This window comes from Mesorhizobium sp. M2C.T.Ca.TU.002.02.1.1 (genome assembly GCF_003997225.1).
Window position 1 is genome coordinate 1 of record NZ_RZTO01000049.1, and the last position, 14,654, is coordinate 14,654.

Annotated in this window: 12 protein-coding genes and 1 pseudogene; 6 read left to right on the plus strand and 7 right to left on the minus strand. The window is 63.6% G+C overall.

Annotated elements, in window-relative coordinates:
* Both EOD07_RS04505 and epmA read right to left on the minus strand, forming a co-directional pair.
* Positions 1–702, minus strand: a 702-nt coding sequence (locus EOD07_RS04505; RefSeq protein ID WP_281059037.1) for a DNA gyrase modulator, incomplete at its 3' end; no start/stop codon positions are given.
* A gap of 200 nt (positions 703–902) precedes the next feature.
* Positions 903–1,946 (minus strand): EF-P lysine aminoacylase EpmA, encoded by a 1,044-nt coding sequence (gene epmA, locus EOD07_RS04510; protein WP_127234137.1) that lies wholly within the window; start codon positions 1,944–1,946, stop codon positions 903–905.
* A gap of 129 nt (positions 1,947–2,075) precedes the next feature.
* Here epmA and efp point away from each other — a divergent pair, with 129 nt between their 5' ends.
* A complete protein-coding gene (efp, locus tag EOD07_RS04515; RefSeq protein WP_073986329.1) occupies positions 2,076–2,645 on the plus strand; it encodes an elongation factor P in 570 nt (189 codons plus the stop codon).
* A 112-nt stretch (positions 2,646–2,757) separates the two neighbouring features.
* Here the strand turns inward: efp and EOD07_RS04520 are convergent, their stop codons facing one another.
* Both EOD07_RS04520 and EOD07_RS04525 read right to left on the minus strand, forming a co-directional pair.
* Entirely contained in the window at positions 2,758–4,497 is a 1,740-nt protein-coding gene (locus EOD07_RS04520) for a hypothetical protein (protein ID WP_127234138.1), read from the minus strand.
* Between the two features lie 111 nt (positions 4,498–4,608).
* A complete protein-coding gene (locus EOD07_RS04525; RefSeq protein ID WP_245469841.1) occupies positions 4,609–5,499 on the minus strand; it encodes a phytochelatin synthase family protein in 891 nt (296 codons plus the stop codon).
* Positions 5,500–5,933: 434 nt separating this feature from the next.
* Between EOD07_RS04525 and EOD07_RS04535 the strand changes: the two genes are divergently transcribed.
* Both EOD07_RS04535 and EOD07_RS04545 read left to right on the plus strand, forming a co-directional pair.
* On the plus strand, positions 5,934–7,928 hold the full coding sequence (locus tag EOD07_RS04535; RefSeq protein ID WP_127234140.1) for a BTAD domain-containing putative transcriptional regulator: 1,995 nt from the start codon (positions 5,934–5,936) through the stop codon (positions 7,926–7,928).
* 181 nt (positions 7,929–8,109) lie between these two features.
* Entirely contained in the window at positions 8,110–9,612 is a 1,503-nt protein-coding gene (locus tag EOD07_RS04545) for a winged helix-turn-helix domain-containing protein (RefSeq protein WP_127234141.1), read from the plus strand.
* Positions 9,613–9,689: 77 nt separating this feature from the next.
* Here the strand turns inward: EOD07_RS04545 and EOD07_RS04550 are convergent, their stop codons facing one another.
* Complete coding sequence (locus tag EOD07_RS04550; protein WP_127234142.1) at positions 9,690–10,355, minus strand: metalloregulator ArsR/SmtB family transcription factor; 666 nt, start codon at positions 10,353–10,355, stop codon at positions 9,690–9,692.
* A gap of 112 nt (positions 10,356–10,467) precedes the next feature.
* On the opposite strand from EOD07_RS04550, the gene EOD07_RS04555 reads away from it, so the two are divergent.
* The 3 genes from EOD07_RS04555 to EOD07_RS04565 all read left to right on the plus strand — a co-directional run bounded on the left by EOD07_RS04555 (position 10,468) and on the right by EOD07_RS04565 (position 13,650).
* Positions 10,468–11,199, plus strand: a complete 732-nt coding sequence (locus EOD07_RS04555) for an MBL fold metallo-hydrolase (RefSeq protein ID WP_127234143.1) — start codon at positions 10,468–10,470, stop codon at positions 11,197–11,199.
* Positions 11,196–12,458: an MFS transporter gene (locus EOD07_RS04560; protein WP_127234144.1), complete on the plus strand. Its 1,263-nt coding sequence runs from the start codon at positions 11,196–11,198 to the stop codon at positions 12,456–12,458. The genes EOD07_RS04555 and EOD07_RS04560 overlap by 4 nt, the downstream gene beginning before the upstream one ends.
* 106 nt (positions 12,459–12,564) lie before the next feature.
* A complete protein-coding gene (locus tag EOD07_RS04565) occupies positions 12,565–13,650 on the plus strand; it encodes an acyltransferase family protein (RefSeq protein ID WP_127234145.1) in 1,086 nt (361 codons plus the stop codon).
* Positions 13,651–13,670: 20 nt separating this feature from the next.
* Here the strand turns inward: EOD07_RS04565 and EOD07_RS04570 are convergent, their stop codons facing one another.
* Complete coding sequence (locus EOD07_RS04570) at positions 13,671–14,309, minus strand: DUF5074 domain-containing protein (RefSeq protein ID WP_127234146.1); 639 nt, start codon at positions 14,307–14,309, stop codon at positions 13,671–13,673.
* A gap of 31 nt (positions 14,310–14,340) precedes the next feature.
* Positions 14,341–14,654 (minus strand): annotated as a pseudogene (locus EOD07_RS04575) (helix-turn-helix domain-containing protein); the annotation flags it as partial.

Sequence of the window (14,654 nt, forward strand, 5' to 3'; positions counted from 1 at the left end):
GACCGGACCGGTCGCCGCCTTGCGGGCTCCGAGACGACGCACCGCGCGTTCTCCGGCCTTGCGGCCGATGTCTTCCGGCGTATCGAGATCGGCGAAATGCTGGCGCGAGGAGAATTCATAGTCGCGCTCCATGGCGGTTCCCTCACCCGCGATGACGCTGGTCGAGCGCGAGAAGCGCGAGGCGACATATTGGCCGACAAAGCCGTGCGATGTGGCGAGAACCAGGCCGCCCAGGCCGGCGCCGGCGCTGCTGCCCGAGGAATTGGTGACGCCCTTGACCGCCAATGCAGCCGCTTCGGCGGCAAGGGCCGCCTCCTTCAGCTGGTCTGCAGACACCTCTGTCGGGTCGAAAAGGTCGAGATCGCGCAAATTGCGGGCAAGCAGCGCGGGGTCGGCAAGGCCCTGGAACGGATCCTCGGGCGAGACCTTGGCCATCGCCACCGCGCGTTCGGCGAGCGCCTTCGGATCGGAAGCGGCGGTCGCCGAGACGCTCGCCACACGCTGGCCGACGAAGACGCGCAGCGAGACGTCCTCGCTCTCCGACGATTCGGTGCCCTCGACCTTGCCCAACCGCACCGACACGCCCGCCGAGCGGCCGCGCACCGCCACCGCGTCGGCCGCGTCGGCGCCGGCGCGCTTGGCCGCCTCGACGAGCGCCGCGACGCGATCGGTCAGTTTCGCTGCGTCGAGCTTATCGGTCATGCGGTTGTTCCTGTTTGTTCACGCAGTCCGTCAGGGCGTCTGCAGGGTCATCCCTGCCCCATGGATGCCATGGGCACCACATGGATGCTGTCGCACCATCTATTGTTCCACCGACGCTTGTGCAATGGCGGATGCGGCAATCTCAAGGCAATCGCCACGGTTCGTGGCGGATGCTTTGCCGCAGCGGCAAGAAGGGAGCGCTACTCGGCCACCGGCGCCCAGATCACATCATCGATCCTGGCTGCCCCCGTCGCCAGCATCACCAGCCGGTCAAAGCCCAGCGCCGAGCCGCTTGCCTGGGGCATGACGGCCAAAGCCGCGAGGAAATCCTCGTCCAGCGGATAGCGCTCGCCATAGACGCGCTCTTTCTCGTCCATCTCGGCGGCAAAGCGGCGGCGCTGCTCGGCAGGATCGGTCAGCTCGCCGAACGCGTTGGCGAGCTCGACGCCGCAGCAATAGAGCTCGAAGCGCTCGGCGACGCGCGGGTCCTCGGCGCTCGGGCGGGCGAGCGCCGCCTCGGAGATCGGGTAACCGTAAAGGATAGTGGCCCGGCCCTGCCCCAGTTGCGGCTCGACCATTTCCACCATCACCCGGCTGAACAGGTCGGCCCAGTTGTCGTCGGGCGCGGTACGCAGTCCTGCGCGGACCAGCGCTCCGTGAAGCGCGTCGCGGTCGGTGCTGCCGTCGGCTGAAACGGTCGCGAGCAGGTCGATGCCGGCATAGCGCGTGAAAGCCTCCGCGACGCTCAGCCACTCAGGCTCGGCGAAGGGATCGGCCTCGCGGCCACGGAAACGGAAGCTTTTGGCGCCGGTATTTTCAGCCGCCAGCGCCAGGAACTCGGCGCAGTCGGCCATCAGGCGTTCATAGCTCTCGCCGACGCGATACCATTCGAGCATAGTGAACTCGGGATGGTGCAGCGGCCCACGCTCGCGGTTGCGCCAGACCGGGCCGAGGCTGAAGATGCGCTGCTCGCCGGCGGCAAGCAACTTCTTGCAGGCGAATTCGGGCGAGGTGTGGAGATAGAGCGGCCGACGCGACGTGTCGGGTCCGATCGCCTCGGTGGCAAAGGCGGCGAGATGCGCCTCGTTGCCCGGCGAGACCTGCAGCGCAGAGGTCGTCACCTCGACAAAATCGCGCTCAGCGAACCAGCCGCGAAGCGCGGCGGCAATGGCGTTGCGCGCCATCAGCCGGGGTCGGCGATCGGCATGGATATCAGGCGTCCACCAGGGCGAAGCGGCAGTCATGGGCAGGAAAATCGCTGGGAAGGCTGGCGGTTCGGCGCAAGATGCGCTAGGGCGCACGCGATGGCCGCCGTCGCCGCTTCGCGGAAATCGACGCTTGCAGGCCGAAAAACTCGAACGGGATCGAATATCGTGGTCAAGGTCATCGCCAGCTCCTTACGCAAAGGCAACGTCGTCGATAAGGACGGCAAGCTCTATGTCATCCTCTTTGCCGAAAACATCCACCCTGGCAAGGGCACTCCGGTGACCCAGCTCGACATGCGCCGCATCGGCGACGGGGTGAAGGTGTCGGAGCGCTACCGCACGACCGAAATGGTCGAGCGCGCCTATGTCGAGGAGCGCGAGCACACCTTCCTTTATTCCGACGGCGAAGGTTTTCACTTCATGAACCCGGAAAGCTACGACCAGGTCGTGGCCTCGGAAGCCGTGGTCGGCGACTTCGCGCCATACCTGCAGGAAGGCATGGCCGTCCAGCTCGCACAGTTCAACGGCGTGCCGATCTCGCTGGTGCTGCCGCAGCGCGCCACCTTCGAGGTGGTCGAGACCGAGCCGGTCACCAAGGGCCAGACGGCTTCTTCCTCCTACAAGCCGGCTGTGCTCTCCAACGGCGTGCGCACCGCCGTGCCGCCGCACATCTCCGCCGGCACGCGCATCGTGGTGATGACCGCCGACGGTTCCTACGTCGAGCGCGCCAAGGACTGAGATTTACGAGGTTTTGCGACATCTCAGCTGCTGACTGGCCTACAAGGAGTGATCGCACTCAAGGAAAATCCGGCATGGCGCGTGGGCGATATTGAGCGAAGATCAGACCAAGCTAGTCAGCAGCGTGATCCGGTTCTGAGGTAGGGTTGAGCAGCAGCGCGATGCTGCCCACTGGCAACATCAGGCTCTCTCCCTTTTTGTTTGCACGAGACCGATCCAGTGTGGACCGCAGCGCCGCCTTCGTCTGAGAGATGGAGCGCCTTGGCCCTTCGACGCGAGTTCGCCGAAAGTGTGCCCAATCGGACCAAACAGCCCTTAGATCGTGCGCGTCGAATCCGGTTAAGTGAACGTGATAGCGGCCCAGCACAAAGAGGTGGATAGAAGGGGACGACGAAGCCTCGAACTCCAACCGCCGCATCAGTTCGTCGACACCGTGTCGGTCAAGCCAAGACAGCACAGCTTCCACCCAACGGTTGCTGGCTTCCACGAGGTTTTTGCCGGCACTCCGCCGACCACGATTGTCCATGCCCACGGGGTGCTGCCACTTCAACTGGAACAGCGCCAGCTCGTTAGTCTTTCGGTCAAAAAGGGCGAAGTCTATGTCTGTCAGATCCTTTCCTGCTTCACGCAACCGCAGGTTCCGGCCGTGCGTCTGCCACCGGGGTCCGTTGAACAAGCTTCTTATCTCTTCGATCCAACGGCGCTCGCGGTTGTTCGCGACCCGGAACCAGTCTTTCTCGTAGCGAGTTCGGAGATCGGTGAGCAAGAACAGAAATGGGTTAATGTCCAACCCGTAAACTGGAAGGAGCAATGAGTGCTTTGATGCCTGCACCATGGGTGCCCAAGCGGTGTCCCCCGTACCAGTGTGTACATCAAGGTTGTCGCCGCTGAGGATGAATGAGGCGAGGATAGCTTCTATCTCGCCGCGATCCGCATCCATGGACTGTGCGAGGGAAGTGATGAACGTCTCGCGAGGGCCGTGTGTTGTCAGCAGGTTACGGATGTGGAGTGAAGGGTGGCGGGCTAGGAGGATGGCAGCAAACGCAATGTGTTTCTGAGATTGCCCGGATAGCGTCGTAAGCACCTCGACATATCGAGAGAACGGGCGTCCCCCTAGCAGATCGTCTAGGCCAATCATATCTTGAGAGAAAATGCGCCTCAGATAGAGCCGACCCCATTCCATGAAGTATTCGTCTATCTCTCGGCTGGACGAATAGATCATCCGCCAACCGTCGGTCAATTCGACATTTTGCCGTAACTCAGGTTCAATCTTCTTATGACGCTGTATGAGGCGACGCTCCCAACTACGGTCCTTCGCCATCGTTAAGTTGCTGGCCCAACGAAGGCCCGCTCTGCCGATCTCCTCATCAGAAATTGACGAGAGGGCACTTTTTAGTACGAGGATATCTGTCATCCCCGGTCGCACTGGATTCGGATAACGACGGAGTTCTCCGGTCAGGATGCCATCGCGAAGCCATCCCTCGAACCGCCCTCCCAACTCCAGCGCCGCACAGTTGAAGATAAAGTCGTCAGCCTGGGCCTGAATAACACCATGCGAAGGGAACACTCTGGTCGGCCGCGGATCCGCGACCTTCGGGACAATCCTGCGTAGTGCGTGGTTTACGCCCCATGTCGAGAGTGCCCGGAACCGACGCTCATCTGCTTGGATAGGTCGCGCAGGCTCCATAAGATCTCGGCAGAAGAGATCATCGATGGCTCGCAGCGTTTCGTAGGCAAGTGGCTCGGAAGGTTGTTCGTAGGCTCCGAGATAGGCGCGTTGTTCGTCGATCGCCTCCCGGAGACGCTTTAGCGCAGCGCTTCCCTTGTTCTCGTCACCCTCGCTTTCTTTCATGCTCGCACGCTTTTCATATTGCGGGAACGACCACCGCCACGTCGCGAACATACCCGCAGACCTGCGCAAGTATTTCCTTGTGAGCGTTCTTCCGCTGGAAGTTTGGCTGAACTACTCTCCCAAGGGCGACGATATCAGCACATATCCGCGGGTTTTGTTCTCATTGTCGCTGTCGACCGTGTTCATCGCTCCGAACAGGTCGATCGTTTTCACCCACACCGGCGGATATTTGTAGCGGGCGACATCGAGGATCAGGAACCTGTCCGCTTTCTCGTCATAAGCGGCCAGCGGGGATATGTGCCCGCCCTTCTCCTGGCCTATCGCCTTGCGCAGATAGTTGACGATGACGAAATGTCCGGGTTTGGCGAGGAAGGAACTGGCCTGGGTGCGGAACTGCTCGAGGCTGGCGTCCGATGCATGCCGGACCTCGGCCTTGATCGGTTGCGTGGAGAGAATGGCCCCGATCTGGTCGAGCGTCATTCCCTGCTTGTCCAGAACCTGGCGAGGAAGAATGGCCTCCGTGCGCTCGTTCAGGACATTGTCTTGCGTGAACGTCTTGTAAGGTTCGTATTCGGGCACCGAAGGCGCAGGAACATTGAGCGCGTTCAGCACCATGACGATGCTTGCCACGCCGCAATAGGCCTGCGTCTTTTGCGTGAGGAAGTTGCTGGCGAGAGGGAAATAGGCCTCCTTCGCCGTGCTCTCGACAAGAAAGTTCTCCCCGGATGGGGAACTGAATCCGGTCAGATTGTCCGGAAGCTTCAGCGTCTCGGAGAAGGCGCCGGGTGCAGTCAGGAGAAACGCCAGCAGGAGCGAATAGAAGCGTGGAGACATGGCGAACCTCCGCCCGGTTAATGAAAGCGTCCGGGAATATACCAGCTTGACGATGCCGTGGCACGTTCGAGTTCGATGCTGCCTGCACACCCACCCAAAGCCCCCGCATCTCGCAAAGCCGATCCCCACGCCCAAGCCGAACCTGCGTCGAAAGCTGCGCTGAGCCATCGGCTATCCGGGCCATCGACGTCATCTCATTGACATCAGATCCACCATCCGGCCGACGTTGACGGCGAAGGTTGGCGAGGGCGGCTGCGGGCAGCCGATGTCCTTCAACTGATCCGGTGTCAGGTCCCTTAGCGCCCTGCGTCCTGCAACGCCCCGCCGCCACGCGGTGAAAGCTGCGACTGCTGTTGCCGCGCTTTTCGACACTAACCCAAGCAGCCGGTGTTTCGATGCGCGCGTCCCCGCGTGAGCTTCCGTGCGTGCCATTTCACTCTCCCGTTCCAGATTGCGATCGGAGCTTGCCATGGGCGCGATTTGCGGTTGTTCAGCCAAGCGTGAACGGACGAGGAAGAGCCGCCGGATCGCCGTTAAATCGACGTTAAATCGACCGGCGAAGATGCTATTGTGACGGCGCGTTCGAAATTCGGAGAGGCGTCGTGCGCATCCGGCTGCTTGGCGGTCTCGAAGTGACTTCGGCGGACGACCAGCCCGTCCGCTTCGCGACGCGCAAGTCCGCGCTTCTTTTTGCCACCCTGGTGCTGGCGGGCCGCCGCGGCCACCATCGCGAACGGCTTTCCGAAGGATTTTGGCCGGGACGAGGCGATGCGCAGTCGCGAAACAGCCTGCGCCAGGCCCTTGCCGACATCAGGCGCTGGTTTCCCGCAGCCGGCAATGCTGCCATTTCCATTGATGGAGATCAGGAAACGGTCGCTCTGACGGCCGGTCCGGATGAAGCCGACATCTGGCTCTTCGAGCGCAAGCTAGCCGAAAGCGGCACGGCGGACCTCGCCTTCGCCGCCGAGCTCTACCGTGGTGACGTGCTCGCTGGCGAAGCCATTCCCGACGGTCTGGATGAATGGTTCAGCCCGCATCAGGCCAGGTATCGACAGAAGGCGCTGCAACTGGTGGAGCGCCTGAGCCTCGCGCTGCCTGAAGCCGGAACCGCAGATGAAGCGGCCTGCGAACTGCTCGCGGAAAGGCTGCTCGCCTCGGACCTGACCGCGGAGCCGGCGCATCGGGCATTGATACGTATCCACGCCGCCCGGGGGCACGAAAACGCGGCCTTGCGTCAGTTCGAGACCTGCCGCGCGTTGCTGAAGAAACATCTGGGCGTGGAACCCGAGGCACAGACCAAGTCACTGGCCGCGTCACTGCAAACGCGGGGCGGAGATCGCAAGGCCGCGCCGACGCTCGATGTCGAGAAGCTGGCCTTGCCTGTCGCCACACCGGCGAGGCCGCATGACCAGCCTTCGGTGGCGGTGATGCCCTTCGACAATCTCGGCGGGGCGGATGACGAGTATTTCGCCGACGGCGTCGTCGAGGAGATCACTGCCGCGCTCTCGCGTGTCCGGGACTTCCTCGTCATCGCGCGCCAATCCGCCTTTACCTACAAGGGACGCTTCGTCGACGTGCGCGAGGTGGGACGGGAACTCGGCGTCAGTTACGTGGTCGAGGGCACAGTTCGGCGCGGCGGCGATCGCCTGCGCATTTCCGTGCAACTGGTCGACGCCGACACGCGAACACAATTGTGGTCCGAGCGCTATGAGGGCGCGACCGAGGACGTCTTCGACTTCCAGGACAGGATCGCGGCGCAGGTGGCCGGCGCCATCCATCCGGCCATCCGCGGCGCTGAGATCGAGCTCGCGAGACGCAAGCCGCCGACCAACCTGAGGGCCTATGATTTCGTCATGCGCGCCTATCCGAACATTTGGGGCCGCCGCAAGGACACCAATGATCAGGCGATAGAGCTGCTCAAGAAAGCAATCGCCATCGATTCGGCTTATGGCCGCGCGCATGCGCTCCTGGCGTGGTGCCACGCCTCGAACGCCTCGTATCTGTGGGCCGAGCACCCCGAGAGCGAGCTGGAAAAGGCGCGTGCGGCGGTCGAAGCCGCGGGTTCGATCGGCGATGATCCGACCGCCTTGGCCGCCGCCGGTTCGGCATTGAGCATGTGCGGCGATCAGGAGCGCGCCGCCAACTTCATCGAAAGGGCGCTCACGCTCGATCCGAACAATGCGTGGGCATGGGCGCGCCAGGGCTGGATCGCGACCTACACGGGCGAGGCTGCCCGCGCGCCGGAGCGGTTCCAGCGGGCGATGGCGCTGAGCCCCATGGATCCATTCGCATTCAGCATGAGACTGGGAATGGCAACGGCCATGGCCAAGACAGGTTCCCTTTTCCAGGCCGTAGCCATCGCTCGCGAGGTGATCGCCGCCCATCCCGACATCATCATGTCCTATCGATACCTCGCCGCATGGTCGGCCATGAGCGGCGACATCGAGACAGCCCGCTGGGCCGCGCAAAAACTGCTTGCCGCCCAGCCGGACTTCACGATCGAACGATACCGATCTCTCCCTATTCTTCGAAGCACACCGGAATGGGCGGACCAGGTGGCCGAGGCCTTGAAGCTGGCAGGATTGCCGGAGCGCTGACGTCACTCTCGATCGGCCATCTCCACCGGCAGGCCGGCGGTTTTCCATTCCGGCATGCCGTCCTCAAGGCGGCGCGCGAGATGCCCGAGCGAGCGCAGCCATCGCCGGACAAAACCTGGGCTGAGGCATTGCAGTTCTCAAACCCTTTTCCGAAAACTTTCCAAGCGTCTACTATGCGTACATGCAAGGCACTCGCATCGCTTTTGGTCCGTTCGTGCTCGACCCCGACACCGGGACGCTCCTTAACAAGGAGGTCCCGATCGCTGTCGGGCATCGTGGACTGACGTTGCTTGCCGCGCTTACGGCACGGCCCGGCGAGATCCTGACCAAGGCCGAGCTGATGGACGCGGCCTGGCCGGGCACGGCCGTTGAGGAAGGCAACCTTACCGTCCAGATCGCGACACTAAGAAAGGCTCTCGGTCCGGCTGACAACGGCGGTGAGTGGATCGCCACCGTGCCGCGCGTCGGCTACCGCTTCACCGGGACTGTCGAGCCGGCGGCGAGCGCACCCTCCAGACCGGCACCACCGTCCGGCAAGCCATCGATCGCAGTGCTGCCTTTTGCCAATCTGGGCGGCGATCAGGACCAGCAATATCTCAGCGACGGCATAACCGAGGACATAATCACGGAGCTGGCCAGGTTTCGCTCCCTGCTCGTCATCGCGCGCAACTCATCTTTTCAGTTTCGCCATCCGGCATTGGACATCTCCGAAGTTCATCGCAAGCTCGGAGTCCGCTACCTCGTCGAAGGCAGCATACGAAAGCTCGGCGATCGCATTCGCATCACCACACAATTGATTGACGCCGCCACCGGCACCCACCTGTGGGCCCAACGGTACGACCGGGCCCTCAACGACATCTTCGCCTTGCAAGACGAAGTTGCCGCGCTCATCGCCTCAATGGTCGAAGGCCAAACGGAGGCCGACTCGGCAAGCCGCTCCAAGCGCAAGCCTCCCGCCGATTGGGATGCATATGACTTTTACCTGCAGGGGCGCGCGCATTTCCATCGCTATGAACTGGACAAGTCCGAGCCCCTGTTCGTTCGGTGTGTCGAGCTCGATTCGACATTCGCTCAGGGCCATGCCTTCCTCGCACAGGCCCTCGTTGGCAGGTTTTGGTACGACAACGATCCCCGCACGCTGCAGAAGGCCTGGGACTCGGCACGAGCAGCGCTCGCTCTCGATAGGAGCGACGGCGTCTGTCACCAGAGCATGGGGCTGGTGCTTACGCATATGCGTCAGCATAGCGATGCCGGAATGCATTTCGAGCGAGCACGCTCGCTGAACCCGCTGGACGTCAACATCGCAGGAGATTACGCAAGCTGGCTCAATTATGGCGGACGGGCCGAGACGGCGCTCAACGTGCTGGAAAGCGCGCTGCTGCGCGACCCGTTACCTCCGATATGGTTCTGGGAGGTGAAGGGCAGCTCGCTCTTCCTGCTTGGAAGGTACTCGGAAGCCGTCGGCTCGTATCAGAAGGCCGGGGACCACTTCTTCACTCATGCCTTCCTCGCGGCGACTTACGCGCATATGGGCGAGATGGAGAAGGCGCGTGCTGAAGTCGAGGAAGCGCTGACGAGGAAACACGACGTAACTGTTCGGCTGATCTCGGGTCTGCCGTTCGCCGACCCGGTCGCTCACGAGCTTTTCACGTCAGGCTTCAGAAAAGCCGGTTTTCCCGCGTGAACGCCACCGCCGTGGCGCTCGGCCTCAAGGCCAACTGGAAGCAGTTCGCTGCTGGCGCTCGGCATCATAGCGCGTAGTCAGGCAGCCACTTCGACCGGCAGGCCCGCGGCTCTCCATTCCGGCATACCGTCCTCGAGGCGGCGCGCGGAATGCCCCAGAGAGCGCAGCGCGGCAACAGCCTCGAAGGACATCACGCACCAGGGGCCGCGGCAATAGGCGACGATTTCCCTGCTCGCGCCGGCCCTGCTGGACCACGCCTTGATTTCGCTCAGCGGAACATTGATCGCGCCGGGCACATGGCCGAGCGCGAACTCGTCCGTCGGGCGGACGTCGATCAGCGTCACCAACCCATCGCGCATCAGCGCCTGCAGCTCATCGCGCGTGACCGGGCGCATGTCGTCACGCGCGTCGAAATAGCCGCGCACGATGCGATCGACCTCGGCAAGGCGTCGTTCAGCAACGCCGCGCACAGCGGCGAAGGCCGACAGCACGCTCGCATCGGCGAGCGAATAATGCACGAACTTGCCGTCGCGCTCGGCCGAGACGATGCCGGCGCGGCGCAGCGCCTGCAGGTGCTGCGAGATGTTGGCGACCGGCTGGCCGAGCTTCGCCGCGAGCGCCTCGACACTGCGCGCGCCCTGCGCCAGATGCTCGATCATCTCCAGGCGCAGCGGATGGCCGAGCGCCTTGGCGACGATCGCGAACTGCTCGTAGAGCGCCTGTTTCGGATTGCGGATTGACATCGCTCTTCCAGTAAAGCACCGTCATTCAATAGAGTAATTGAATGACGGTTTAGGCCTTGGCTGTCAAGCCGCGCGGCTCGCTGGGCGCAGCCGCCCGTTCGGAGGAAAAGCGATGATTCTCAGGCAGTTCCTGCACACCGATCCTGTCGCAGCCTCCTATCTGTTCGGCTGCGGCGGCAAGGCTTCAGCGGCGATCGTCGATCCGGTCGGCGACATCGCGCCCTATGTCGAGACGGCGCGCGCAACCGGCATGCGCATCCTCTATGTCGTCGACACGCATATCCATGCCGACCACATCTCGGCCGGACGGAAGCTCGCGGAGGCAACCGGGGCCGAATACGTGCTGTTCGAGGGCGCCGAAACGAACTTTCCGTTCCGGCGCGTGAAGGACGGCGAGGTACTGGAGCTCGGCAATGTCACGGCGACCGTCCTGCACACGCCGGGCCACACGCCGGAGCATCTGAGCCTTCTGGTCACCGATCGCACGCGGTCGCTAGAGCCCTGGTTCGTGCTCACCGGTCACACGCTGATGGTCGGCGACCTTGGCCGCACCGAGCTTGCTTCAAGCGCCGAGGATGGGGCTCGCGCACTATTCGCCAGCGTGCGCCGCCTGAAGGAACTGCCCGGCCATATCGAGGTGCTGCCGGGCGCCTATTCAGGCTCGGTCTGCGGCCGCTCGCTGAGCGGCAAGCCGACATCGACCATCGGCTTCGAGCGCCGCTTCAACAAGGCGTTCCGCATCGAGGACGAGAGCGAGTTCGTCGCCGCCATGACCGCCGACATCCCTCCCCCGCCGCCGGACGCCGCCCGGAACCGGGCCGCGAACGCCGGGGCAAAGTCTTGAGCGCAGCGGCGTCCGCCGTCGCGCTCGGCCTCAAGGCCAACTGGAAGCAGTTTTCGCTTCTGGTGCTGATCAACGCCTTCGTCGGCGGCATGGTCGGCATCGAACGGACCGTCGTGCCGCTGATCGGCGCGGAGGAGTTCGGCGTCGCTTCGACCACGCTGGTCGTCTCCTTCATCGTCAGCTTCGGCGTGGTCAAGGCCTGCGCCAATCTCGTCTCCGGCCAGCTCGCCGACACATGGGGCCGCAAGCACGTGCTGATCCTCGGCTGGCTGTTCGGCCTGCCGGTGCCGTTCATCATCATCTCAGCACCGAGCTGGGGCTGGATCGTCGCCGCCAACGCGCTGCTCGGCATCAACCAGGGGTTTGCCTGGTCGATGACGGTGATCATGAAGGTCGATCTGGTCGGGCCGAAATCGCGCGGGCTCGCTGTCGGCCTCAACGAGTTCGCCGGCTATCTCGCCGTCGGCGTCACCGCCTTCCTCACCGGCTATCTGGCAAGCCGCTACGGGCTGCGCCCGGTGCCGATCTATCTCGGCGTCGGCTATGCGATCCTGGGCGCGGCGCTATCGATCCTGCTCGTGCGCGATACGCGCGAGCATGTGCGGCTGGAGCTGGCCAACCATCCAAAACAAGCCTCGCCGCTCAGCTTCCGCGAGATCTTCACGTTGACCTCGTTCGGCGACCGCAACCTGTTCGCGGCCTCGCAGGCCGGCCTGGTGAACAATTTGAACGATGGCATGAGTTGGGGACTGTTTCCGCTTTTCTTCGTCGCCAACGGGCTGGGCGTCGAGCGCATCGGCATCCTCAAGGCGGTCTATCCGGCGGCGTGGGGCATCCTTCAGGTCGCCACCGGACCGTTGAGCGACCGATGGGGCCGCAAGGGATTGATCGTCGCCGGCATGTGGGTGCAGGCGGCGGGGCTTCTCTTGACCGCCATGACCCGCGAATTCGGCTGGTGGCTGCTGGCCAGCCTTTTGCTCGGCCTCGGCACGGCGATGGTCTATCCGAGCCTGATCGCCGCGGTGTCGGACGCCTCGCACCCTTCCTGGCGGGCGCGCTCGCTCAGCGTCTATCGCTTCTGGCGCGACCTCGGCTACGCGATCGGCGCGCTGTCGGCCGGCCTGATCGCCGACTTCTTCGGCTTCGTCGCGGCGATCGGGGCGATCGCGGCGCTGACCTTCCTGTCGGGTGCGATCGTCGCCATAACGATGCGCGAGGCGCATGCCGCCGCACCGGTTTCAGAGGCGGGCGATGGTTAACACCGGCCCCGAACAAGGTTTCCGTTTACGATATCGTAAGCTTGTTGCTGCGAGGCATCCGCTGGTCCGCTACAATCGCGGCAGTTGAAATTCCTCGAGATCGAGCATGAGCAACCCGAACCGCATGCCGTGGGTGGACACGGCAAAGGGCCTTTCCATCATCCTGGTGGTGATGATGTATTCGGCTTACAACACCGGCGAATACACCGGCGGCGTCGGCTTCCTGCACTATGTCATCGGCTTCGCCACGCCGTTCCGCATGCCGGAATTCTTCCTGATCTCGGGCCTGTTCCTGTCGCAGGTGATCGACCGGCCGTGGCGGCGCTATGTCGACCGGCGCGTCGTCCACTATCTCTATTTCTACGTGCTTTGGGCTATCATCTCGATCGGACTGAAGATCGGCATCTTCAGCCGCGACCCCGCCGGCATGCTGCACGATCTCGCGATGGCCGTCGTCCAGCCCTACGGCGTGTTGTGGTTCATCTACATGCTGGCGGTTTTCGGGGTCGTCATCCGCGTGCTGCGCGAATTCAAAGTACCGCATTGGATCGTCATCCTGGCTGCCGCCGCGCTGCAGATGTGGGCGCCGAAGCCGGACAGCTACGCGCTCGAGCAGTTCGCGGCCTATTTCGTGTTCTTCTATCTCGGCTTCGTGCTGGCGCCGCTGATCTTCCGGCTGGTCGAATGGACGCAGGCTCGTCCGGCGGTCGCCGTTGCGGGCCTGCTCGTGTGGGCCGTCATCAACGGCCTGCTCGTCTATTCGCCGGGATACGCCATGCAGCCGGTCGGCATGCAGATGGGCTTGGCGGCATGGCCGCCGCTGCATCTCACGCTCGCTGTCGCCGGCGCGGTGGCGCTTTGCGTTGCCGGCGGTTTCCTGTCGAAATTCGCCTCGATGGAATGGTTGCGCTGGCTCGGCGAGCATTCGCTGGTCGTGTATGTCGCCTTCACCATACCGATGTCGATCTTCCGGGGTGTCATGCTGGCAAGCGGCCTGCTGACCGACACCGGCATGCTGAGCCTCGCCGTGCTGTTCGTCTCGGTCATCAGTCCGGTGGTGCTCTATTTCATCGTAAAGCGCATCGGCTTCGGCACCTTCCTGTTCGAGCGGCCGGCCTGGGCGCATGTCGACGGGCCGAACGCCGCCAAGGCTTCCAAGCCTATCACGCGACCGGCGCGCGAGGCGGCCTGACTGGGCCGCCCTTTCTGCCGTTACTTATCGCCCTGTCCCGGACGCCGTGCGGCCTTGATCTTGCCGCTGCTCCCGCCACCGCAGAAGAAGCAGCCGCCGCCGTCGGATTCCAGCCCCGACACGCCGGAGGGCATCGCCAGTTCCTGCAGCACGTCGCCCGTGTCGGGATCGACGCGCACCAGATCGCCCTCCTCGCCTTCCCAGGTGGCGTGCCAGAGCTCGCCATCGACCCAGGTGACGCCGGTGACGACGCGCTTCGATTCGATCGTGCGGATCACCTTGCCCGTCTCGGGATCGATCTGATGGATCTTGTGTGCCCGGTATTCGCCGACCCAGAGCGAACCCTCGGCCCAGGCCATGCCTGAATCGCCGCCATTGCCGGGGGCGGGAATGGTGGCGACGACCTTGCCGATCTTGGGGTCGACCTTGTGGATGCGATCCTCGGCGATCTGGTAGAGATACTCGCCGTCGAAGGCAGTCCCGGCATGCGAGGCGACATCGATCGTACGCACGATCATGCCGCTGTCCGGATCGAGCGCGTTCAGCTTGTCGCCACTGGCGAACCAGACATTCTTGCCGTCATAGGTGACGCCGTTGACGCGCTCGACGCCGGGGAACGGTCCGTATTCACGCAGGATCTCGGCAGCGGCTCGTTTCATTTTCGATCTCCATTCGAACAATGGCCGCAGACTAGTCGGTCGGCAGCGGACCCGGGAGTAACAACACAGTCGGGAATCCAGTCACCGGCGGCATCATCCAGCGGCGCGCCCGGCCGTGACCGAAAAACTGCACCTTGCCGGCCTCGCCAAGCTGCTCCAGCGCCCGTTGCACACTGCGTTGGCCGGTGCCAAGCGCCAGCGCCAACGCCGAACTCGCCCAGGATTCACCATCGGCAAGGAAAGCCAGCACCGCCGCGTGCCGCTCCTCGATCGGCCGCGCCAGCACCAGCACCTCGCGTGCCTGGCGCGGCGCCAGCGCGAAGCCCTGGCTGGTCGCGCCGATGT

Bases quoted from the DNA above. Each gene is read 5' to 3' on its own strand.
- epmA (WP_127234137.1), bottom strand. From the start codon at position 1,946: ATGACTGCCGCTTCGCCCTGGTGGACGCCTGATATCCATGCCGATCGC.
- EOD07_RS04520 (WP_127234138.1), bottom strand. From the start codon at position 4,497: ATGAAAGAAAGCGAGGGTGACGAGAACAAGGGAAGCGCTGCGCTAAAG.
- EOD07_RS04525 (WP_245469841.1), bottom strand. From the start codon at position 5,499: ATGGCTCAGCGCAGCTTTCGACGCAGGTTCGGCTTGGGCGTGGGGATC.
- EOD07_RS04545 (WP_127234141.1), top strand. From the start codon at position 8,110: ATGCAAGGCACTCGCATCGCTTTTGGTCCGTTCGTGCTCGACCCCGAC.
- EOD07_RS04550 (WP_127234142.1), bottom strand. From the start codon at position 10,355: ATGTCAATCCGCAATCCGAAACAGGCGCTCTACGAGCAGTTCGCGATC.
- EOD07_RS04555 (WP_127234143.1), top strand. From the start codon at position 10,468: ATGATTCTCAGGCAGTTCCTGCACACCGATCCTGTCGCAGCCTCCTAT.
- EOD07_RS04565 (WP_127234145.1), top strand. From the start codon at position 12,565: ATGAGCAACCCGAACCGCATGCCGTGGGTGGACACGGCAAAGGGCCTT.
- EOD07_RS04570 (WP_127234146.1), bottom strand. From the start codon at position 14,309: ATGAAACGAGCCGCTGCCGAGATCCTGCGTGAATACGGACCGTTCCCC.